This window comes from Paraburkholderia sp. SIMBA_030 (assembly GCF_046535245.1).
Lineage (GTDB): Bacteria > Pseudomonadota > Gammaproteobacteria > Burkholderiales > Burkholderiaceae > Paraburkholderia.
Genome location: NZ_JAWRXB010000031.1, coordinates 21,779 through 44,421 on the forward strand (window position 1 = coordinate 21,779; position 22,643 = coordinate 44,421).

General features: G+C 62.2%; 18 protein-coding genes and 1 pseudogene. 6 read left to right on the forward strand and 13 right to left on the reverse strand.

From position 1 onward, the window contains the following. Positions 1 to 193: 193 nt before the first annotated feature. Together SB772_RS36215 and SB772_RS36220 are read left to right on the forward strand one after the other, a co-directional pair. Complete coding sequence (locus SB772_RS36215) at positions 194 to 1,633, forward strand: tetratricopeptide repeat protein (RefSeq protein ID WP_410837925.1); 1,440 nt, start codon at positions 194 to 196, stop codon at positions 1,631 to 1,633. 174 nt (positions 1,634 to 1,807) lie between these two features. Next, the gene (locus SB772_RS36220) at positions 1,808 to 3,373 is read left to right on the forward strand and encodes an alkaline phosphatase family protein (protein ID WP_410837926.1); all 1,566 of its coding nucleotides are present in this window, start codon (positions 1,808 to 1,810) and stop codon (positions 3,371 to 3,373) included. Here the strand turns inward: SB772_RS36220 and SB772_RS36225 are convergent, their stop codons facing one another. Both SB772_RS36225 and SB772_RS36230 read right to left on the reverse strand, forming a co-directional pair. Next, entirely contained in the window at positions 3,374 to 3,622 is a 249-nt protein-coding gene (locus SB772_RS36225) for a hypothetical protein (RefSeq protein ID WP_410837927.1), read from the reverse strand. Between the two features lie 212 nt (positions 3,623 to 3,834). Further along, on the reverse strand, positions 3,835 to 4,887 hold the full coding sequence (locus SB772_RS36230) for a phytoene/squalene synthase family protein (RefSeq protein WP_410837928.1): 1,053 nt from the start codon (positions 4,885 to 4,887) through the stop codon (positions 3,835 to 3,837). 190 nt (positions 4,888 to 5,077) lie between these two features. Between SB772_RS36230 and SB772_RS36235 the strand changes: the two are divergent. Continuing rightward, positions 5,078 to 5,344: pseudogene (locus SB772_RS36235) on the forward strand (LysR substrate-binding domain-containing protein); the annotation flags it as partial. A 2-nt stretch (positions 5,345 to 5,346) separates the two neighbouring features. On the opposite strand, the gene SB772_RS36240 reads toward SB772_RS36235, so the two are convergent. Further along, positions 5,347 to 5,601, reverse strand: coding sequence for a hypothetical protein (locus SB772_RS36240; protein WP_410837929.1), 255 nt, complete (start codon positions 5,599 to 5,601; stop codon positions 5,347 to 5,349). A 39-nt stretch (positions 5,602 to 5,640) separates the two neighbouring features. Then, positions 5,641 to 6,144, reverse strand: a complete 504-nt coding sequence (locus SB772_RS36245; protein WP_410837930.1) for a lecithin retinol acyltransferase family protein — start codon at positions 6,142 to 6,144, stop codon at positions 5,641 to 5,643. Between the two features lie 438 nt (positions 6,145 to 6,582). On the opposite strand from SB772_RS36245, the gene SB772_RS36250 reads away from it, so the two are divergent. Continuing rightward, a complete protein-coding gene (locus SB772_RS36250; RefSeq protein ID WP_115100824.1) occupies positions 6,583 to 6,870 on the forward strand; it encodes a hypothetical protein in 288 nt (95 codons plus the stop codon). 5 nt (positions 6,871 to 6,875) lie between these two features. Further along, on the forward strand, positions 6,876 to 7,646 hold the full coding sequence (locus tag SB772_RS36255; RefSeq protein ID WP_410837931.1) for a PP2C family protein-serine/threonine phosphatase: 771 nt from the start codon (positions 6,876 to 6,878) through the stop codon (positions 7,644 to 7,646). Here the strand turns inward: SB772_RS36255 and SB772_RS36260 are convergent. From SB772_RS36260 to SB772_RS36300, 9 genes are all read right to left on the reverse strand, one after another. After that, on the reverse strand, positions 7,638 to 9,014 hold the full coding sequence (locus tag SB772_RS36260; RefSeq protein WP_410837932.1) for a sigma-54 interaction domain-containing protein: 1,377 nt from the start codon (positions 9,012 to 9,014) through the stop codon (positions 7,638 to 7,640). The genes SB772_RS36255 and SB772_RS36260 overlap by 9 nt on opposite strands. Then, a complete protein-coding gene (locus tag SB772_RS36265) occupies positions 9,011 to 12,067 on the reverse strand; it encodes a peptidase domain-containing ABC transporter (protein WP_410837933.1) in 3,057 nt (1,018 codons plus the stop codon). The genes SB772_RS36260 and SB772_RS36265 overlap by 4 nt, the downstream gene beginning before the upstream one ends. 42 nt (positions 12,068 to 12,109) lie before the next feature. Continuing rightward, entirely contained in the window at positions 12,110 to 12,862 is a 753-nt protein-coding gene (locus SB772_RS36270) for a peptidylprolyl isomerase (protein WP_410837934.1), read from the reverse strand. A gap of 37 nt (positions 12,863 to 12,899) precedes the next feature. Then, positions 12,900 to 14,273 carry an HlyD family efflux transporter periplasmic adaptor subunit gene (locus SB772_RS36275; RefSeq protein WP_410837935.1) on the reverse strand — a complete coding sequence of 458 codons (1,374 nt, stop codon included), beginning with the start codon at positions 14,271 to 14,273 and terminating at the stop codon, positions 12,900 to 12,902. Further along, on the reverse strand, positions 14,251 to 16,833 hold the full coding sequence (locus SB772_RS36280; protein ID WP_410837936.1) for an FHA domain-containing protein: 2,583 nt from the start codon (positions 16,831 to 16,833) through the stop codon (positions 14,251 to 14,253). Before SB772_RS36280 ends, SB772_RS36275 begins: the two co-directional genes overlap by 23 nt. A gap of 252 nt (positions 16,834 to 17,085) precedes the next feature. Next, positions 17,086 to 18,486, reverse strand: a complete 1,401-nt coding sequence (locus SB772_RS36285) for an efflux transporter outer membrane subunit (protein ID WP_410837970.1) — start codon at positions 18,484 to 18,486, stop codon at positions 17,086 to 17,088. Positions 18,487 to 18,815: 329 nt separating this feature from the next. Then, a complete protein-coding gene (locus SB772_RS36290; protein ID WP_410837937.1) occupies positions 18,816 to 19,100 on the reverse strand; it encodes a hypothetical protein in 285 nt (94 codons plus the stop codon). Between the two features lie 291 nt (positions 19,101 to 19,391). Next, positions 19,392 to 19,826 (reverse strand): DUF4399 domain-containing protein, encoded by a 435-nt coding sequence (locus SB772_RS36295; protein ID WP_410837938.1) that lies wholly within the window; start codon positions 19,824 to 19,826, stop codon positions 19,392 to 19,394. Between the two features lie 53 nt (positions 19,827 to 19,879). Next, the gene (locus tag SB772_RS36300; RefSeq protein ID WP_410837971.1) at positions 19,880 to 20,278 is read right to left on the reverse strand and encodes a DUF4399 domain-containing protein; all 399 of its coding nucleotides are present in this window, start codon (positions 20,276 to 20,278) and stop codon (positions 19,880 to 19,882) included. A 457-nt stretch (positions 20,279 to 20,735) separates the two neighbouring features. Here SB772_RS36300 and SB772_RS36305 point away from each other — a divergent pair, with 457 nt between their 5' ends. After that, the gene (locus tag SB772_RS36305) at positions 20,736 to 22,631 is read left to right on the forward strand and encodes an SUMF1/EgtB/PvdO family nonheme iron enzyme (protein WP_410837939.1); all 1,896 of its coding nucleotides are present in this window, start codon (positions 20,736 to 20,738) and stop codon (positions 22,629 to 22,631) included. The last annotated feature ends 12 nt before the right edge of the window (positions 22,632 to 22,643 follow it).

The window sequence follows — 22,643 nt, forward strand, 5'->3', positions numbered from 1 at the left end:
CTTCCAGGTCTGCCGCCACCGAACTTCTGACGGGCATCCGTTGGCCAGTGGCCAACACTATTCGAGCGTCGATATCGCTGCAGCGCTCGCGCATCCCCACCGGGCAACGATCGACGCGCGATGGCACGGACGATGCGTAACAGCTGCCACTCAAGTCGTGCACTTACCCACTCCGGTTGAATCGAGGTGCGTCATGTCGAGTATTCAGGGGCAACGTCGGACCATGAACTGGCAAGGCCGCCCGCTCTCCCGCGTCAGCAGCACGGGCCGCCATATCAACAGCCATTCGGGAGGACTCGTCCCGGCTGGATTGCGCACGGCCGGATGGATCGGCCGCTGCCCGAAGGAACTATGGCCATATGTCCTGCCGTGGGTGTGCGCGCTGCTGGCCGTCGCGTTTTTCAGTCTCGTGGTGCGCGGCGTGCTCACGCGACAGTTGCTGGTGCCGCCGGTCGAAACGCCGCATTCGTTAGTGGAACGAGGCTATACCTCCGACTTTCTTGCCGTGCGAATCATGTCCGCGATGCGGAAGATCGGCCAGGACGCCCAGTCGATTCCACACGACACGATGGCCGACAACGACGCGCAACCCGATATCCAGATCCCCGGTCAGGACATGTCCTATGCGTCGACGGTCCGCTTCATCAAAGGTGTCGTCAAGCGCCCGGATGTTGTCGTTCATGTCGGCATCACCAAGGTGAGCGACAGCGCGGATTCCTACGTTGCACACGTGCAGATCGAAGGCGGTCCATTCAACTCGCGCGAGAGCGCGGTGCCGTTCGTCGGGCGCGACCCGGAAATATTCGTACGCGACATCGCCACCCAGGCCATGCGACTCGCCGAGCCGAATGTACTCGCCAGCCACCTTTACTCAGAAGTCCAGAAGACCAGGTGTTCGCCGGCGCAATGCGATTATCGCGAGGTCGTCGATATCTATGACGAGGCGCTTGCGCTGCCTGCCTCCGAGCAGAGCGAATGGGCGCTGGCCGGTAAGGTGTGGCTGCTCACCAGGCAAGGGCTGTCGCAACAGGCCGAACAACAAAGCCGTGAAGCACTGACCGTGTACAAGGATTCGGCGGTTTTGCGGGCAACCCTAGGGATTGCGCTCGAACAGCAGCACCGAATCGACGACGCGCTCGACGCACTCCAGGCCGGCGCGCGCGAGAAATCGAAGACGGCTGAAAACCTGCGTCTTCTCGGCGATGTGCTTCTGCACGCGAAGCGTTATCCGGAAGCACTCGATGCCTTCAGAAAAGCGGCAAAGATGACGCCTGACTCGGTAGACAATCTGCACGACTGGGGCGAGGCGCTCGTGACTGTCGGCCGCTACGACGAAGCGATCGACAAGCTCTCGCGTGCGGTGGCGCTGCGTCCTGACCTGGCACCTTCGTATGCCGAATGGGGCCGGGCGCTCGATCGTAAGGGCGACCTGTCTGGCGCCGGGCGCAAATATGCGCGGGCGGCGGAACTCGACGCAGGTAGCTTGTCGACGCGTGAAATCCAGATGGCTCGGCTCAGCAAGGCGTTTCAGGACGCCGACGGTCCCGGCACGCCCATGCCCGACGTGAAAACCAGACCCGTTTCGAATTCGCCCGCGGCACTCCAGTTTCAAGCCGCACAAAGCGATGCCTGATGGATCGCGACGAGGATCGGCTAACTTCAAGGCATCTCATGTTGCTTTGTCACTAAGACTCTTTCGCAGCGGCGCGTTTTGCGTTACGTTTGCAACGCTGGCAAGCTCACACGATCGAGCTCGAACGGTAGTGCGCACACTGAATCCATCCAATCCCCTGCTGGAGCGATGAATATGAGTGACGTCCACAACGGCAAAGCGGCGGCAAGCGAGGTCAATACAACGAACGCTGCACAGAAGGATCACATCGAACATGTAGTTCTGCTGCTGATGGAAAACCACTCGTTCGATCAGATGCTCGGATGTCTGGACAAAGTGCACGAGGGGCTGGACGGTATCCAGAACGCATCGTCGAAATCGAACGACGACGGCAAAGGCCACACATTTTACCCCCGTGAGACAAGCGAGCGGCAGATGAAGCTCGATCCCGATCACGGGCACGCGGCCGTGTTAAAGCAACTCCAGGGCGACAATGGTGGCTTCGTTCAATCCTTTGCAACGAACTACCCGAAGAGCAGCCTCGCCGAGCGGCAAGACGTCATGGGCTACTACCCGCTCGATTTTCTGCCGGCGTTGCACACACTAGGCGCGCAATTCACCGTTTGCGACAGATGGTTCTCGTCATTGCCCGGCCCGACCTGGCCGAACCGGTATTTCGCGCTGACGGGCACATCGATGGGTCAGGTCGAGATGCCCTCGGGACTCGACGCACTGAATCCGAAGTGGTACACCGAGCAAACCCAGGACACGATTTTCGACCGCCTGAACGACGCGAAGAAAACGTGGAGGGTTTACTTCTACGATTTCCCCGCATCGCTGCTATTGAAAAATCAGAGGCGCGCCGAAAACCTCGCGAACTACCGCTTGTTCAACGAGTTCTTCGAGGACGCAGCCGGCCCCGAGAATGCGTTTCCGGCGTTTGTTCTGATCGAGCCGAAATACTTCGGCGAAGCGCAGAACGACGATCATCCGCCGCACAACATCATGAAGGCGGAAAAGCTGATCGCCGATACCTACAATGCGCTGCGCTCCAATCAAGCCTTGTGGGAGCGCACACTGTTAGTCGTGCTGTACGACGAGCATGGTGGTTTCTTCGACCACGTGCCACCGCCGTCCAATGCGGTCGCGCCCGACGAGCACGTCGACGCATTCGATTTCACCCGGCTCGGCGTGCGCGTGCCCGCCGTTCTGATTTCACCGTGGTGCGATCCCGGTGTGTGTCACGCGCAATTCGATCATTCAAGCCTGCTGAAGTATCTCACTGACAAGTGGGCGCTTGGACCGCTCGGCAAACGCGTGCAGGCCGCGGCAAGCGCCGGGGTGGCAATCCGGTCCACGGGCGTTGCCCGGACAGATACGCCACCGTTTATCCGCGTCACCAATCAGTCGCTGATTCCTGAGCACGTGGACCTCGAGCGAAAGTCTTCCAATGGCAACCAGCACGGGCTCAATCATTTCGCCGATTACCTGCACGCCGAACTCGATTTGCTGGCCGCGGGCCTGGTGGAGTCGGCCGCACAACTTGCTCGTACGGACACTGTCTGGGTACGGTTGAAGAGCGCACTCGGCTCCGCGATGGTGGGTTTCGGACAGTGGCTGAGCAAAGACTTTTATGAAGCTCGAAGTGACCGGGAAAAGCGCACCGGCCACGCGTTTACGCGTTTAAGGCAATCCGCAGGCAATACCGCACATGCGCGGGCCGCCGACAGTATGTACCCGGGGCAGGACGCTCCGCGATAATCAATCGCGCGCGATCAGATCGCCGACGCGCCCACGGCCGGTAACGAGGCAACTCGACAGGAAATTTTCACCCTGACTGCTGGATCCGGCCTCACCAAAACCCTTTTTCAACGCGTCCAATTTGACCAGATCCGCGCCTTGCGAGCAGGTTATTGTTCCCATTTCTCCTGCTTGCGCGCGCATCAACGCTCTATCCGCCATCAGATAGCCAAGCAGCAATACCACGGCAATATTGAACACCTGTCGCACGGTTCGTCTCCTCTTTTGAAGAGCCTAACGCGAACCAACGATCCAAGAAGCCAGGGGTTTCCCGATTGGCCGGGGTTAAATGATGCGGATCAAATACGCGCCTTCGCAATTGAAAGCCACGCTTGTCATGACGGCCTTGCCCACTTGAATGGTGGGCATTAAAGCAATCGGTTCGGTCGGGCGCGCGCCTCGTGGCATAGGTGAATGTGGCGTCAGTCTGCGAGCCGCGCTTCGATTTTCCCGATCCGCCGCTCGACCGACTTGCGCACAAGTGCATTCGACGTGACCAGCAGCATGGAAGACGCGATGATCCTGTACACGTCGTTGCGCCGCACTTTGGAGACCTTGGCCGGATCGAGCCATGCGCCGTTATCCACCAGCAACAGCAGCGTATCGAGGCCGATCAGCACTGGCCACAAACAGGCAAGGCGCAAGCGCACGGAAAACGCGGGAATTGCGAGCGTGTATTCCAGGGCTTCGCGGAAGTGATCCAGCGTCTTGCGCACGAGCGCCACCATCAGAGGCCGCGCGCGAAGCGAATTACCCGGCAGCAAAAGGTCTTGCGCACTCAAGCCGAATCGATCCAGCATCGTGCCGGGAAGATAACAGCGGCCGATCCGCAAATCCTTGCCGCAGTCGCGCAGAACGTTGGTCATCTGCAGCGCTTTGCCGAAGCGCACACCCCGGCGCGTCATCGTCTCGGGCCGCTCCTTCAGTGTGCCGGGCATGTGCGCGTAGGTCATCGCGGTCCAGAATTCGCCGACGCATCCCGCCACCAGATAGGTATACCGGTCGAGTTCTTCATATTCCCGAAGCACGGCGATCTGTCCGGAACGCTCATCGGGAAACGTTCGAAGATCGAATTCCATGCCCTCGGTCAGCGTCGAGACGATCTCGCGCACTGCCTTCCGGTCGGACTCGCTCAGTTGCGACAACACCGCCAGCGCGGGCCCGAGCGACTCGAGCAACACTTTTTCATCCGACTGGATCTGCTGACCGGCCACTTCGGCCGCCATTCGCCGGATCGACGCGCCGTCGTCCGCGGCGCCGTTGACCTGGTCGCGCAGCGACAACAGCAATGCGAGGCGTTGCTCCGGCGGGATCAGCGACGTGTCCGCGATCGTGTCCGCGGCGCGCGCCAACAGGTACGCGAGGCCGATCGGATCGCGCATCCCGACGGGCAGCACGCGCAAGGTGAGGTAAAAGGAGCGTGAAACGCCTTTCAGGAGCGGGCCGAGAAGAAAGGCCCGGGTCGGATTCGGCATGGATGGGATCAGGTCGGTATTGGGCAAAAATCAGGCGCTGCCGAATTGTATACGGCGTCACGCTTCTGCTGTGCGACGCTGGCGTCGTCAGTGCGTGCGCAACACCAATTGGAGAGACTGATTGTCGAGACCGTGAGGATCTGCGTATGCCTTAAAACGAAAGGGGCACCCGCCATCGCGAATTCGCGGCGCCGGCATTCCGCCGCGGCCGATCCGCGGGCCGGTGTTCGATTCGTCGAGGTTAATGGTGGAAGCGGCGATGCAAGGCGCGGGTATCGCGCTGGCGCCTGCGCTGATGTTCGATCACGAGTTGAACACCGGCCGGCTGATGCGCCCGTTCGACGTGGAGGTTCATGCCGGCAGCTATTGGCTGACGTGGTTGAAGGCCAGACCGATGACGCCGGCGATGCTGCTGTTCAGTCAGTGGATCGTCAAGGAAGCGGCCACGCAAACGTGAGACTAACAAGCCGCCGCACGGCGATGGCCGTTCATCGCGGGCCGTTCGGCTTGCGGCGGGAACACGTTCCACGAACCGTCGTCGTGACGGAAGAAGAAGATCGACAGCAGTCCATTCGGCCGTAATGCCTCCACGCAAACATAGCGCTGATGCTGCATCTTGCTGTGGCAAAACTGCACGACGCGCGCGGGCATCGACGGTGTCGGCGCGAGCCATTTATCGACGGCCCAGTGCAAGGTCTTTTCTGCGGCAACCATGATGTTCTCCTCGAATCCCGTTCCACTCGTTCCATTCACTCAGGCAGCGTGCGCGGCAACCTGAGCGCCCCGCGTGCCACTTTCAACAAAAGCCTTCACCAGACACAGCAGCGCATGCATGCCGGTGCGCGGATGGGTCAGGCAGCAATGCACCTGTTCGCTGCGGCTTTCGCCGAGCAGGCACCACGCGCAGAAGTGCTCGCAGTTATTGGTCAGGAGCCGATAGTGGTTTTCGCCGAGCCTGGAGCGCGCGCGGCGCACGGCTTCGTCACCCTGGTAGCGCGGGCAGGGTGTCGCGCGAACCGACAGCGGATGGCCGGCGGCGAAGCGCGCCAGTTCCACCTCTTCCACCGGGCCACGACGCGCCGAAGTCGCAAAACCGGCGTAATGAACCACTCGGCCGTTACCGACATAAATGCCGTGGTGTTCGTAACCGTTCCGTTGCGTCACGAGGTGCGCGCCGATCGGCAGGTCGATGGTCGACGTATCGTCGCGGCCTTCGCTGCGCCGTTCGATGTTCGTCTGAAGAAGGTTGGTGTTCATGGCTGGCCTCGGTTCAATATCCAACACTGTTGCGAGGTCTTGTGCATCAACCGGGCCATGCGCCGCAAAGCCTTTGTTGACGGGGGAATCGGCATTTTCGAGGGTTCGGGAATCAATCAGGTGTGCGCCGTCAGCCGACAGATTTCACGTCGAAGTGTTGGCGCCCGGCGATCATTTGCGGACGTCGATAGGCGGACGGCAGGCCTTGCCAATGTGTTGGGTACAGCACCGGTTCGAGGCCGTGGCTGTCGGCTGCAACCCGACCTCTGCGCGTCGGCCTGAACATACGGAGTGCGCCCGATCGAACGGAATCGCAGCCCAATCAATGCGTTACGACAAACCGCGCGCGCCGGCCGCAAATTGGCATGCCACTTGCACCATCTCGTTCAGATTCTCTTTTAACGCGCACCGCCCCCGGGCGGCCAACCGGAGATCGACATGGCTTCAATCACAGTGAATGACCTGGCGCTGAACCTCGCGCTCGACCGTAAAGCGATGGCGGCGATTCGCGGCGGCGGCGGTGCGCCGTGGGTGTACGGCTGGATTCAGCCCTATGTGCGGGAAACACCTAGCATCGGGCCGGTCGTCAACCTGTACGAGGTCTCGAACAACTTCTATGCTAACCAGATGATCAACCAGTTCCAGTCGGTCGATGTCCGCAACACCGGCGCGAACTCGAACATCAGTGTCTCTCCCGACGCACGCAGCAGAAACGATACGGTGTAGACGTTGTGACTTGTGCGAGCCAATTTCGATGGACGTCGTCGGCGCGTTCCGACGTCGGATGCGTCCGCGAAATCAACGAAGATGCCTGCCTCGACCAGCCCGAACTCGGGCGCTGGGCCGTCGCCGACGGCATGGGCGGGCACGCGGTCGGCGATCTGGCGAGCCATCTGGTGATCGATACGTTGAGCCGGCTCGCGCCGCCGGTGGGCATGAAAGCCTTGATCGCCGACGCGCGCGCCCGGCTGCAAAAGGCCAACCGCCAGCTTAGGGACGAGGCGGCGCGCCGCCAGGTGCAGCGAATCGGCAGCACCGTGATCGTGCTGCTCGCGTGCGACCGCTTCTGCGGCTATCTGTGGGCGGGCGACAGCCGTCTCTATCTGTATCGTGAAGGGCAATTGCGGCAACTGACGCGCGACCACAGCCAGATCGAAGAACTCAAATCGCTGGGCGTCATCACCGACGAACAGGCGCGGCACCATCCGGCTCAGCACATGATTACGCGCGCCGTGGGCGCCACGGACAAGCTCGAACTCGACGACGATGCCATCGAAGTCGCGGATGGCGACGTCTTCCTGCTATGCAGCGACGGCCTGAGCAACGAGATCACCGACCAGGACATGCTCGCCGTGCTGACCACGGTGGAGTGCAAGCGCGCGTCCGAAGAACTGGTCGAACTGGCGCTCACGCGCGGCGGGCGCGACAACATCACCGCTGTGGTGGTGCAGGCCGAGGATCTCTACGCATCCGACAAAACGCTGCTCAACCCGTCACCCTGACGGCGTGGCGTCAGCTGGCGAACTATCGCTGTCTTCCTCGTCATCGTCATCGGCGACGGCATTGCCGGCCGGCGGCGAGTTCCGGTTGCGAAAGTCTTTCGAATGCAGGCCGTGCTTCTTCAGCAGCATTTGCAGATGCGAGCGGTTCATGTCGATGCGCCGGGCCAGTTCCGCAACCGTGCCGTTCACTTCGCGAAGGCCGCGCTCCAGGAAGGCTTTTTCCGCGTCGTCGCTGGCGGCTCGCTTGGCGTCGCTCAGCGACATCAGATTCGCCACGCTGACCGGTTCACCGCCTGACGACGCCGTGCCCGCCGCCGCGGCCGAACCGGGCCCAGCCGGGCGCATATCCAACGGCAGATGATCGATATCCGCCATGTCGCCGGCGAGGCACGACACGCGATACATCACGTTGCGCAGTTCACGGATATTGCCGGGATAGGCATAGTTGAGCAGAAAGTCGCGCAGCCGCGGCGTCAATCGCACGGGCCGGCGCTTGAGCGTGCCGGCGGCCTCGTCGCCGAACCACGCAATCAGCAGCGGAATCTCGTCGCGTCGCTCGCGCAGCGGCGGCAGCGTGACGTGAATCACGCTGAGCCGGTAGAACAGGTCCTCGCGAAACTTGCCCTCCTCGCTCAGTTGCCGAAGATTGCGATTGGTCGCCGCGACGATGCGCGTATCGACGGCGATCGTTTCATCGGAGCCCACGCGCTGAATCTCATGCGCCTCCAGCACGCGCAACAGCTTCACCTGGCCGGCCAGCGGCAACTCGCCGATTTCGTCGAGAAAGATCGTGCCGGTATGCGCGCTTTCGAACTTGCCCTTGCGGTCGCCCGACGCACCGGTGAACGCGCCCTTGCGATGTCCGAATAATTCCGACTCGAGCAGATTGTCGGGAATCGCACCGCAGTTGACCGAGATAAACGGCTTGTCCGGCCGCCCGCCGTTCGCGTGAATCACTTTCGCCATCAGTTCCTTGCCGGTGCCGCTTTCGCCGTCGATCAGCACCGGCAGGTCGGTGGGCGCCGCTTTTTCGGCGATTTCGAGCGATTCGAGCAGACGCGGATTGTCGCCGAACGTGCCCTCGAAAATGAAGCTGCGCTCGAGCAAGGCTCTTCGCCGCGCACCACGCGATTGATCGACATGCGCGGGCTCGGCAGCCGTCGCGGCTTGCACGAAGCGCTCCTTGTGCGAGAGCTGCATCACCTCGTCGCGCAACGAGGTGGCCTGCCTGAGCAGCTTGTCGATGTCGGCGCGCTCGAGCCGTGACGACCAGCGCAGCGTCGAGCGCAAAATTTCGATCCGCTCGATCAGGCCCGCGTACGAAATCGCCGGGCTGGCCTCTTCAATCTGGTCGAGTATCTTCATCACGCGCTCAACTGTTTCTGGACCAGCTGGTAGTACATGCCGCCACGCTGGATCAGTTCATCGTGCCGGCCCTGCTCGACGATCGCACCTTCATACAGCACGAGAATCTTGTCCGCGCGCATGATCGTGCTGAGCCGATGCGCAATGATCACCGCGGTTCGGCCCTTCAGAATGTCGTGCATATTGCCGAGGATATTGCTTTCCGATTGCGAATCCAGCGCCGAGGTCGCCTCGTCGAATACCAGCAGACGCGGATCGTGATACAACGCCCGCGCGATGCACAGGCGCTGAATCTGCCCGCCGGATAAACCGACGCCGCGTTCGCCGACAATCTGCTCGTAGCCGAGCGGCATCTTGCTGATGAACGCATGCGCGTCGGCCATCTTCGCGACTTCTTCGATGCGGCGCCGTTCGGGCGCATCGTCGCCGCTCGCGATGTTCTCGGCAATCGTGCCGGAAAACAGCAGATTGCTCTGCATCACGTAGCCGATCTGTGCCCGGTAATACGCCTTATCGACCACGCCGAGATCGTAACCGTCGATGGTCATCTTGCCTTCGGTCGGCGCATAGAAGCCGACCAGCAGTTTGGCGAGCGTGGTCTTGCCCGAACCGCTGCGGCCCACAATGGCCACCAGTTCGCCGGGCTTGATGTCGAAGCTGATATTTTCGAGGACGTATGCGGCGTCGTTGTCGCCGTAGCGGAAATAGACCCCGTTAAGGCTGATTTCACCTTGCAGTTCGGGCAGCATCACGCGCGAGGGCAAATCCTCCGGCTTCTGTTCCGGCTCGATATCGAGCACGTCGCCGAGGCGCTCCATGGCGACACCCGCGTCGTTCAGCATGCTCCACAAGCCGACCAGCCCCATCAGCGGACCCAGCACGCTGCCCATGAACGCGTTGAACGCAATCAGCTGGCCAATCGTCATTTCGCGCGCCAGCACCAGATTCGCGCCGACCCAGAGAATCGCGATCGTGGTCGCGGCGTTCAGCAACTGACTGCCGAGGCCGACGAGAATATTGAATGCATGCGCGCGATACTGAACCTCGAGCGCCTTCGCGTACTTCTTCTCCCAGCGCAGCCGCACCGGCCGCTCGATGCCCATGCCCTTGACGGTTTCGGCGCCCGCGAGCGCTTCCATCAGAAACGCCTTCGCATCGGTCGAGGCGGTGAATACTTCGCGCGCGTAGTTCTTGATCTTCGGCGTGGCCAGCGCGGTCAGCGCCATGATCGGTATGACGAAAGCGATCAGCACCAGCGTCATCTTCACGTTGTAGACGAACATGATCGTGAAGTAGATGAACACCATCAGCAGATTCAGCGCGGTGGTCACGGTGGATTCGGTGAGGAAGGCGCGGATCGTCTGGTTCTCCTGGAAGCGCGCGAAAATGTCGCCGGTCTTGCGCTTGGCGAAGAACGAGAACGGCAGCGACATGGTGTGCTTGAAGAACTGCGACATCATCGAGAAGTCCATGTTGCGCACCATGAAATTCGCCAGATACGCACGAATCGACGACATCAATTGCGAAAACACGCTCGAAATAACCAGGCCGCCGATCAGCAGGTGCAGCAGGCTGACGTTCTGATGCACGATCACGCCGTCGAGAATGTTCTGGATGATCAACGGCGGAATCACGCCGAGCACCTGAATGACGAAGGTGGCGAGGAACAGGTGTCCAAGAATTTTCTTGTACGGCCTGAGGTAGCCGACAAAGCGTATCCACGGCGAACGCGAAGCCGACAGCTGCAACAGATTCGGGCCACCGGTAAACAGCAGGCAGGTGCCGCTCCAGCCGCGTTCGAAATCTTCAACCGCCATTTTTCTGAAGCCGAGCGCCGGATCGGCGACCCACACATACTCCTTCGAGACCCCGTACACCACGACGTAGTGGTAGCCCTCCCAATGCACGATGAACGGCAGGTCGAAGCCACGCAACGCGTCGAAGGTGCATTGCACGCCGCGCGCGGTGAAGCCGAGCGATTCGCCGGCACGCGCGAGGCTGTCGAGGGTTGCGCCCTGAGTCGTGACGTTGGCGAGTTCGCGCAGTTTGCCGAGCGTCATCGGAATGCTGTAGTGACGGCACACCATCGCGAGGCACGCGGCGCCGCAGTCCATTTCCTCGGCCTGCTCGACCAGCGCAAAGCGCTTGATGACCTTTTCCCCGAACTCGGGCCTGGTCTGCAAATCGAGCATCAGCGGCAATTTGCGCCGCTGTTCGAGCCGCTTTTGCCGCTGCAGTTCGCGATCGCCGTAACGAATCCGCTCGTCGAGCACTTCGCGCAGCTTCGGATTGCGCTCAAGGATGAAGTGGACCGTGCGCTCGGGAATCACCAGCAGCCGCGTATCGGTCGTCGCCACCACCGAAGCCATCTGTTCCTGGCGCATCAAACACGCTTTCTCGCCGAAGATTTCGCCCTGGTCCAGCGTAGCGAGCGTGTAGTCGTGTCCTTCCTCGTGCCGCACGATACGCACTTGCCCTTGCCGGACCACATAGAGCCGCCGGTCGTCGCGCCCGTCCTGCCTGAGAATCTCCTTGCCGGCGGCCACGCGTTTTACGCCGACGCTGCGCACATATTCTTCGAGTTCCGCCTTGTTCAGCTTGCCGCGCAGATCGAACAGCTGCGCGACGAAACCGCCAGCCGAACTGATTGCCACGTAGCTCGCGATAAACGCCAGCGCGGCCTGATTGCCGGCGATCACCGGCTCGATCGCGGCGCGTGGAATGAACAGCAGCTCGGTTTTCGCCGACGCCCGCACCGACGCTTCGTGCACATAGGCGCGCAACATCGCGATGTCGGCGAAGATCTCGCCGGCCTTGCGCACGCCCATGCTGGTTTCTTTGCCGTGTTCCTCGGTGAAAATGCGCACGGAGCCCGAACGAACCACGTACAAGCCGTCGGCCGCCTCGCCTGCGGAGCACACCGTTTCGCCGAACGAATAGAAGCGCGCTTGTGCATATTCGGCAAGACGTTCGATCTCGTCGCGCGAAAACGGCGAAAGAATCTCCACCGAGGTTAGAAACTCGGCAGCAGACGGCGCGGTCTGGGGTGCATCCATGCGCTTCTCGACCTCGATTCGGCGTTGGCGTTGTTATGTCGGCTATCGCGCTTCGATCACATGTTCCTGCGCACGCGCGATCAGCCAGCTTTCGCGCAGCAGACGCTTCACTTCAGCGGCGACGTCCGCATCGAGCGTCGCCGGATACTTGGCCGTCACGGCAAAAATCTCGAAGCACGTGCGGTCCGCCGACGGAAACGGCCCGAGCAGATCGCCCACCGCCGCGTTGAAAATCTTCGCCTCGATATCCGGCTTCAGCGAGCCGCGCAACACCTTGCCGATCACACCGCCGGCTTCGCGCGTGTCGGCGATCGAATGCTCGCGCGCCATGTCCGCGAAGCTGTCCGGATCGTCGTGCAGATAGGAAATCATTTCCTTCGCCTTGCCCTCGCTGTCGAGCACGATATGACTCACCTCGATCGCATCGAACTTCGGCGAATTCAGCGCGAAGTAGTCCTTGATCGCCGCCTCGTCGCCGACCCTGTCAAGCATCTTTTCCTGATACAGCCCGTCGGTGATGAACGCTTCGAATTCGTCGAGACTCACGTTGAGCACATCGAGGTACTGATTCATATCCGTCGCGCGATGCAAACCGCGCACGCGGCGGAACTGATCGGCGCGTTGCTGGATTTCGTCCGCTGTCACGACGATGCCCTGCTTCTTCGCCGCGTGCACCGTGAGCTTGTCGCGCACGATCTGCTCGATCAGGCTCTCGAACTGGCCGGTCAATTTCAGAAGACGAATGAACTCGGCAACGCCCACGACTTCTTCATCGATTCGCACTATCGCGGTCATGTCATCCGCTCCTTTAATTGACGTGTGATCTGCGCTATCAGCCCGCGACCTGCCTGAACGGATCCAGACCGAGGTCGATCAGGCGCCGCTCGCGCACCACGATCTCCGCGCTCGCGGTCATGCCGTAACGCAACGGGTAACGGGTGCCGGCGACCTGGTAGAACTTGTCTTCGAGCGTGACGCGGCCTTCGTACACCGGCTGCTTGTCCTGCGCGGAAGGCTTGGTCGCCGGCGAAATATAGGCAAGCGTGCCTTTGATCAGTCCATAACGCTGGTACGGAAACGCGCTGAACTTCAGCTTCACCGGCAAGCCCTCGTGCAGAAACGCACGATCGTGTTCGGCGATCTCGATTTTCAGCATGGGCTGTGCATCCTTCGGCGCGATGCCGCCGAGCGGCGTGTTCGCCTGGATCTTGTCGCCGCGTTGTGTCGAGGTGACATCGGTGACGACGCCCGAGACCGGTGCGAGGATCAGCAGAAAATTGTCCTTGTCGATGTTCTCGAAACGAATCCGCGCGGCAGCTTCGGCCACGAGCCGCGCGGTTTGCAATTGCAGGCGCACCTTGTCTTCCGCGTCGGTGATATCGCGCACCGCGGCGTCGTACTGGAGTTGCAGGTCGGTGCTCTGCTGCCCGCTGGTCTCGAGTTGCGCGTTGGCCAGCGCATATTCGTGGCTCAAGCGGAAATCCAGTTCCGCGAGTTTCGATTGCGCGACGCGGTAGGCGTTGTCCGCTTCCATCGCGGCGGTGCGTTTCTGCTCCACCTGCAGCTCGGCAATGCCGCCGCCGCCCGGCTGCGCGAACAGGCGCGAGTACCTGTCCAGTTCCTGGCGCGCCGCCTCGCGCGTGCGGCGGGCGTTCTCGAGCACGCTGCGCGCCTGGTCGAGTTCGGCCTTCTGCCCTTCGGCAAGCTTGGTCGTGCCCTCGGACACGCGGTTTTCGTGCTGACGCGCTTCCACTTCCATCTGGGCCTTGAGCGCGGCGGCCTTGCGCGCCATCAGCGCCTTCTTCTCGGGGAACTGCTTCCAGTCGCGCTCGGCATCTTCGAGTTTGAGCTGCGCTTGCAGCGCGTTGCTGGCCGCTTCGATCGCGCCGCGGGCGTTAAGCCGCGCCAGCACGTCGCCCTTCTGCACCGGCTGCCCCTCCGCGATGTACAGATCGGCGAGTTCGCCGTCGATCGGCGCATAGATGCGGCGCACTTCCGAGTCCGGCGACAAAGTCCCTTGTGCGCTGACGATCACATCCGCGCGGCCGACGAACGACCACAGCAAGCCGGCCACCACCAGCCCGGCCATCGCCCAGATCAGCGCGCGCGCGAGCCGCACCGGTTCGGCGGTCAGGATCGCGATGCCTTCGACGCTGTGGTCCTCCAGCGCCGCCGACAACGGCCTAGGGTGACTGTCGCGCTTCACTCTGCTCGCCTCCGATCAATGCCAGCTTCGCTTTCAACAGCCCGGGGTCCAGCACCATGCGCAGTTCGGTCAACGAGCGGCGCTGCAAATTCGCTTCGGCTTCGATATCCGTGAGCAGACGGTCGAAGTCGGCCGGATGCTCCGCCTTCAACTGCGTATAGATGCGCATGCCCTGTTGCGCGGCAGCCTGCGCGTCCGACAACAAACGCGCCTCGCTGCGGAAACCGGCTGAAATCCCCGCTTCGAGCCGTTGCGTGCCGCCGATCGAACCATTGGCGCGGTATTGCTTCCAGAGACTCTGCGCGTGCAGCAACAAATCCTGCGCGCGGGCCAGCGCCTTGTCGTGCAACGCCGACACGTCCTTCTGGATCGCTTGCACGAACCACGCATCCGCCGCGGGATCGAGGCTGGCGTAGAACGACAGCAGCCGTTCGTCGTAACCGTTGCCACCCCGGGTTTTCTGCAGGTCGGCGAATTGATCGAGCAGCGCTTTCTTGTGCGCCTGCTCCGCCGCGAGCACGTCCGACCACGGACCGGCGGGCATCGCCTGCAAACCGGCCAGCGCCTGCTGCGCGTCGCCGCGCAACCATGCCGCGGTGACGGCGTCATGGCGCTGGATCACATCCGCCGAAGGCAGGCGGCTTGCGGCCAGTTGCCGGAACTGCGCCTGAAACGGCGGCGTGCCGAAATGCACCGTCTTCAGCAAAGACAGCAGCGGCGTCAGCTGGCGGCCGAGCGCGGCGTTCAGCACGTTCGCGTATTGGCGCAAATCCTCGCGCAGCCGGTCGAGGCCCGCGAGACGCGGATAACGCTGCGCGTAATCGTCGAACACCGACGGCAGGGCGTCGAGTTTGTCGCGCGCCAGTTCGGTGCGAATCGTCGCGTTGAGCCGGTCGATGGCGGCGAGGTACACCGAGTCGTCGCTTTCCAGTTTGCGCAGTTGGCTCAGCGCCTGCGCATACGGCTCCGCGAACAGGGGCACGTACGACGCGATGCGGTCGAGCGCGCGCTGGTGATTTTTGGCGTCGTCGTCCCACCGTTGCAGCAAGCTGTGGATAGTGGCCTCGTCCGCGTACATCCGGATCGGCGCGTCCACGCCGCCCCGTCCGACCACGAAGCGCTCCAGATCGCCGACCCATTGCAATTCGCCGACCAGCGATGTGGCGTCCGCGTTGTTCGCGCTCAACGATTTCATCTCCGCGAGCAGCGTGTCCGCCTGCTCGAACTGCACCTTTTGCAGCGCATTCAGCCAGCCGGGGACCTCCGCCTTCAGCAGCGCTTCGCTCGCCAGCGCCATGACCTGCGGATCGGCGGGATGGCGCGTCAGATAGCCGTTCGCCACCGCGATCGCACTCGTGTAGTCGCCGCTTGCCAGCAGGTTTTTCAATTCGCGCTCCGAGGAACCCCGCATGTAGAGCGTCAGCGCCAAGGCCACCAGCACGGCGGCACCCGCGCCGCCCCACCACGCCACCCGTCGCACAGTCGTGCGGTCGCCGCCCGCAAAGGCCTTGCCGAGTTCGGCCGCCAGCAGACGCCAACGTTGCTGCCGGCCCTTCGCGGCGCCGACGCGGCTGGCGCCGTTCGACCCATGGGTACCGCTGGCGCCGTGGGTTCCGTTTGCCCCGCCGGTAGGCATGTCGCGTTTCGAATGCGCCGACGCAGCCTGCGCCGCCTCGTTGACCTCGTCTTCGCGTTGTAGCCCCGGGTCGACGCAAAAGATATCGAGGAACGAATGCGCGGCGGCAACGAACGTGGTCTTGTCGGTATCGGCAGCCTCGTCGATGGCGGGATTCAGAAATAGCTGGGTCACGGTCGGCTCGACTTCAGGGGCTTTTTTCAGCGTCACCCTGTAGACGAAGTGGTCGCCGCCGAATGCAACGAGGTCGCCGTCGGCAAGCGGCAGCGCCGATTCGTCGAGCCGTTTTCCACCGACGAATGTGCCATTGGTGCTGCCGAGATCCTCGACGTACAGCTCGCCGCCCTTCAGAAAGATGTGCGCGTGCCGCCGCGAGATGTAGTTGACCTGATGCGGATAGCGATCTTTGTAGCGCGAGAAGATTTCGTCCGTTTTGCTGACGAGAAACGGAAACGCCTGCACGTCGATCGGCTGAAGTCCGAGATCGTCGCGCTGCGGCACCAGCAGCAAGCCAGGCGCCGGCGCGGCGCTGGCGGCGGCCACGATACGCGCGCGCGGCTCGATGCCGACGCGGTAGCAAAGCTCGCCGCCGAAGCACAATTCGTCGCCGGCACGCACGCGGGCAGGGGTCGTTTGCACCGCGATGCCGTTCACCGTGGTGCCGTTCTTGCTACCGAGGTCGGCAACATAGACGGCGCCGTGCTCCGTGAAAATCCGCGCATGCCGGCGCGACAGACGCGTGATCCGCTCAGCCGGGTAGTCGGTAAACGGCGCCTCGCTGCGCCCGATTGCGAACAGGTTGTCGACGATCCGGATTGCGTCGAGCGCGGGAGGCTGCGCGGACGCAACCGGTGACAGCACCACGTCGAACGCGGCGTCCAGTGTCGTGCTCACCTCGGCAATCGGAGCTTCGCCGTCGTTCATTTTGTCTGGATCACTAAGCGTTTACCCGCCGCGGCGGAAACGCAATGAAAATGGAGGGAACTGACGACGGCGGATAGATGCTGTTCGAACGAGCCGCGCAAACGTCGGCCCTCTAACAATTTTAAGTCACACATGGCCAGTGTCAATTTTCAGATCGTCGGTCGTAGAGGCAATAAACGCGCGACGTGCAGCCTGAATTCCACACGCTGTACGCCACGCCGCGGATAAGCTCAGTGTTCATTTACTTGCGCTTTATTTGTCCTTGGCTTGCGCTTGCACGTCGACGCTCGGCCAGCCGCCGCCCAGCGCTTTATAGAGCAGCACCGTATCGGACAGAATCAGCTGATGGTTGGCGAGCAGCGCCTGCTGCGCTTCCAGAAGGGTCCGTTCGGTTTCGAAAACTTCGAGCTGCGACACCACGCCGAGACGCAGTTGCGCCTGGATCTGGTCGGCGACGATTTGCAGGCGCGACACCTGCTGCTGCAATTGCACGCGCTGCTCCTTGTGCGAATTCAGATTGACCAGCGCGTTTTCCACTTCCTCGAACGCACCCATCACGGCGACGCGATACTGCTGTTCGGCCACCGTCGATTGCGCTTGCGTGACCTTCACGTGGGCTCGCACGCCGGGATCGAGCAGCGGAATGTTGATGCTCGGCATGAAACCGTACGTGAAGGATTTCAGCAAGTCGGTCAGCGCGAAGCTGGCGGTGCCGCCGTGGGCGGTCAGACTGATGGTCGGCAGTTGCGCGAGCTTGGCCTGGCCGACGAGGTCGTAGGATTCCAGCACTCTGAATTCGGCGGCCACCACGTCGGGGCGCCGCGCGAGCAGTTGCGCCGGCAAGCCGTCGGGCACGGACGGCAATTGCACGCGTTGCTGCAAATGCCCTTTGGGTAGCTGGAACTCGCCCGCCGGCACGCCGACCAGCGTGCACAGTGCATTGTTCGCGAGATCGCGCGAGCGGCGCAGTTCGAGCAACTGGTTCGTCAGGCGGTTGATCTCGGCTTGCTGACGCAACACCTGGGTCTGCGGTATGAGACCGTTGCGGCTCTGGCCGTCGTAGATCGTGAGAATCTGCTTGTTCGTGACGAGCGTTTTCTGCTGCTGGTCGATCTGGTCGTCGAATTGAAGAATCTGGAAATAGGTGCTCGATACGTTCGAGACCAGTTCCAGATAGCCGGCGCGCCAATCCGCCTCGGTCGCATGGAACTCGGCCTTTTGCGCCTGCACGCCCTTCTCCACTTTGCCCCAGATGTCGATGTCCCAGTTCACCTGGGCGGCGAGGTTGTACTGTTTGGAGAAAGTCTGGCGCGTGGTCTTTTCGAAATCGGCGCCGGCGCCGAGATCCATGGTCGGCAACGCGCCTGCTTTCGCTTCGCCGATCTGCGTGCCGGCGACGTCGATGCGCGCGGCCAGCACCTTGATGTCGAAGTTGCCCGCAATCGCTTTCGCGATCAGCGTGTCCAGATACGGATCGTGGAAGCCCTTCCACCAGTCGGGTTCGATGGTCGCGGCCGCCAGCGCCGGCGAGCCCTTCTGATCCGACCATGAGGCCTTGGCCGGTGTGTCGGGCCGCTTGTAATCGGGCATGCTGACGTCGACACACGCGCACAGCAGCAGTGCGCACGAAACCGCTGCGCCGAGTCCTCGTATCGCTGCGGCGACGCGCTTCGCACCCGACGGCTGAAATGCCGCGCCGCACTGAGCAGATGAATTGCAAAAGCGCTGACGGACCGATGAATCAAGCAACGCTGACACGATTTTCTCCGATGACGCCGGCTGCACTGCACGAGGAGAACGCGCCCTTCAAGTAAAGCATGTCCTGCCCGGCTTCACCATCGAAGCGGTGCAAGAAAGTCGGCGCGGGGATCGTACGGTGACGCGGGGTCGCGTGAAAAGAACGATTGACGGCGAAATTTTTTGACGAACCGCTGTTGCGCGGCCCGCGGAGGCCGGTTAGCCTCCGCGGCAGCCTGCGCCGTTCAGGCGACATGGATGTTATTGCTGGCGCTCACATGCGGGTTGATCGTGGTGGTGGTGCCGGCATCGAACGCTGCGTTGTTGCCGTTCGCGTTCTGAATGTTCATCGTCGTGTTGATCAGTTGGGTGGCGTCGACCCTTTTACTGTTGTCCGGTGCGTACACCGGCGCGAAGCTGAAGTATAACGACGGCGGATAGTCGTAGCCGAAACCACCGCGCACGGCACTCATGGCCTTGCTGTCGAGTGGTTCGGTGATGGACAGATCTTTGATCATCAGCGTGTTCATGGTGGATCTCCTGGAAGGGAAACGGCACAGTCTTGCGGTTGGGCTCGAACAACTTGTCTGTTCGAGCATCACTCATGCATGGGTTGTGCCAGTTTTGTTTTCCGATCCTAAGAAGATCGCAGAAAGGCCGTCGATAAAGGGCTGGCGAGATACGGTCCGGCTAAAGGCGTCGAGGTGACGGCAAGGCGCCGGGCGGCGGATGGTGGATCGCAGCCAACAACACGCACAGCCGTGTTGGCCGGAACGAGACACTGTGGACGACACGCCGTGCGGCGACGCTTGCGCGCAGCGTCATCGCGCGATGACCGTGATCTTCTTTGAGTACACCGGGGGATTGTGCGGAATGTGCATGGAATCGCCCATCAGCAACTGCAACGTGTGCTTGCCGGGCGGCAGTTGAATCATCGTTTCCGTTTCGCCCGCGCCGAAATGCAGATGGTTGCGGTCGGATGGAATTTCCTGGTCCATCGGCGGCAGATCGGTATCGATCAGAAGGTGGTGGTGTCCGGTGTTCGGATACTTGACGCCTTTGGGCGCCACACCCATGAAGCGCAAGCCGAACCACACTCGAAAAGGCTTGTTGGCGGGCACCACCTGACCGTCGTTCGGATACCCGATATACGCATGTGCGCCGGCCGGCGCGGGCGTCGTGCCGCCCAGGACGAGGTTCGGCGAGGCCAGTGCAGCCAGTGTCACAAGCGCCACGATAGCGATGTTCTTGTACATGGAAGGCTCTCCGTCCTGACGGACCCGCGTTGAACGAACGGGTCGCGCGAATCTTATTGCACGTTGATGGTGATCTTCTTCGAATACACGGGCGGCACGTGCGGCACGTGGTTGTGGTCGCCGAGAAGAAGCTGCAACGTGTGCTTACCGGGCGGCAACTCGACGCGCGCATCCGTCTCGCCGGCGCCGAAGTGCAGGTGATTGCGGTCCGACGGAATTTCCTGGTCGAGCGGCGGCAGATCGGTGTCGATCAGCAGATGATGATGCCCGGTATTGGGGAAAACGACGCCCTTCGGACACACGCCCATGTTGCGCAAGCCCATGCGCACCCACAGCTTGCCGCCGTGAATCACCGCGCCGTCCGGCGGCCAGATGATGTACTCCTCGGCGCCCGGCGAGGAAGCGGTTTGCTCAGCGAGTGCGGAACCGGACAGCGACGCGACGCCGAGCATGGTGAAAAGCGCGGTACAAAGCGCCGTGCAGAGAACGGAGGACCGCGCGCGCGCCCGATGCCGTGTGTTGAGCACGCCCGGTGTGAAGGTTATTTGCATTGCGCACTCTCCCGAAGCGTGGCCCGGACGCCTTTGTTGCACGAGGCGCGGGCCGCGCGCTCCGGCTGGTTTTGCGGGCGCGCGCGTGGTCGGACGGCCGCGGCATGCAAAGGCCGTGCTGCGTTATCTGGTGATTTAGCTTAGGACGTAACTTGCCAAAAAGAAACGACACGCTCGTTAACCTTAAGACGACATACGGACGGTTGTGACCCGCAAATCGCGTGCTATCGTTGTTCATAGCTTGTCGATGAATGGCCGGCAGCGGCGTCGATGCACCGTGCGATGCGCTCCAACTGCCGCTGCCGGCGCGGCGGTTGTCGAATACCTATGTTCTGTCCGGAACAAACAGGATTTGAATATGTGGCGAATATTCCTGCTGGTGTGCATGGCCGGGGCAATTCAGGCGTATTGGGGCGGAGCCTATGCCGCAGCGCAGCGTGACGGCGCGCAGGCCGGCGTCGCGGCAGTGACGGCCGAACGGATGGACAACGACCATCCTCGGCGTATTGCGCTCGTGATCGGCAACGGCGGGTATGGCAACGGCACAGAACCGCTTCGTGAGAACGCGCCACGCGATGCGCTCGCGCTACGCGACCAACTGCGCTCGCTCGGCTTCGACGTCGTCATGCGTATCGACGCGACACCGCCACAGATGCAACAGGCAGTCGCCGAATTCCGTCAACGTTTGCAAGCCGGCGGCATCGGGCTCTTCTATTTCGCGGGACATGGCATGCAAGTCGGCGGGCAGACGCTGCTGATCCCGGCCGGCATCGACGTGCGCTCACCGGCGCGGCTGACTGGCGAAGGTGTCGACTTGCGCACCGTGTTGCAAGCGATGCGCGCGCCGCGCGCCGATCCGTTGAATCTCGTGATCCTCGATGCGTGCCTGAACAATCCGTTCGCGGCCCGTGCAACGCCCGACGCATATGCGCTTCCCCGCAATACGCTGCTCGCTTACGCAACCGCGCCGGGCGGTTTTGCAGCGGACGGCGTGCGTCACGGCGTGTATACGAGCGCATTGCTGCGTGCCCTTGCCGACACCCCGTCGCAGGATCTTGACGGCCTGTTTCAACGCATAGCGGCAGAAGTTCGCGAGGACACCGGCGGTGAGCAAAGCCCGTGGATGGTTTCATCGTTGTCCAGGGCTTTTCGTTTGACCGTGCCTTCGTTCAGCGTCGCAGCCGCGCAACTCACGGCCGCCACACGCGTTGAACCGGTTGTCGCGTTGCATAGCCGCGGCATCCTGCCGAAGGACAGTAGCGAGCAATACGAAATCACCTTCTGGAATTCGATCAAGGACAGCAACTACCCGAGCGACTACGAAGCCTATCTGAAGGCCTATCCGAATGGCCGCTTTGCCGCGCTCGCCCATGCGCGCATCGACCGGTTGCGGGCCGCCGCGCCTGCCAGCGCAGCGCCGCCGGAACACCCGCGCGCAGCGGCCACGCCAACACCCGTTGCGCCTGCTCCCGCATCCTCGAGCGCGCCGATAACCGCGCCAACAGCCGCGCAAAAACCCGCAGCACGCCCAGCCAACGCCAACGAGAGCCGCGATTGCGCCACCTGTCCAATCATGATTCCCGTGCCGGCGGGCTCGTTCTCGATGGGCAGCAACACCGACGATCCCTCCGAAAAACCCGTCCATCACGTGACCATCGGCGCGCCGTTTGCGATCGGTAAATACGCGGTGACAGTCGAGCAATGGAACGCGTGCGCCAACGCCAACGCCTGTCAAAAGCTGACGCCCGAAACCAATTCCGTAAAAAACGCGCCGGCACGCGACCTCAGCTGGGACGACGCGCAGCAGTATGTGAGATGGCTCAGCAAGGTGACGGGCAAAACCTATCGCTTGCCGACCGAGGCAGAATGGGAATACGCGGATCGCGGCGGCACCGCCACGCAATACTGGTGGGGCGATCAGATGCGCAAGGGCAACGCCAATTGCAAGGATTGCGGCGAACCCTGGCATAAGGAAGGCCCTGAGAGCGTCGGCTCGTTCGCGCCGAATCCGCTCGGCCTGTACGACATGAACGGCGGCGTCTGGGAGTGGGTCGGCGATTGCTGGCACAACTCGTACCAGAACGCACCCGCAGACGGCCGCGCGTGGGACACGCCAGGCTGCGAGATGCGCGTGATTCGTGGCGGCTCGTGGCGCGAAGGCGCGAATTACATGCTCAGCGCGACGCGCTTCAAATACAGTGCCGGCGTTCGCCAGTCGCAGGACGGCTTCAGGGTCGTCAAGGAACTCCAGTGATCCAGGTGCCGC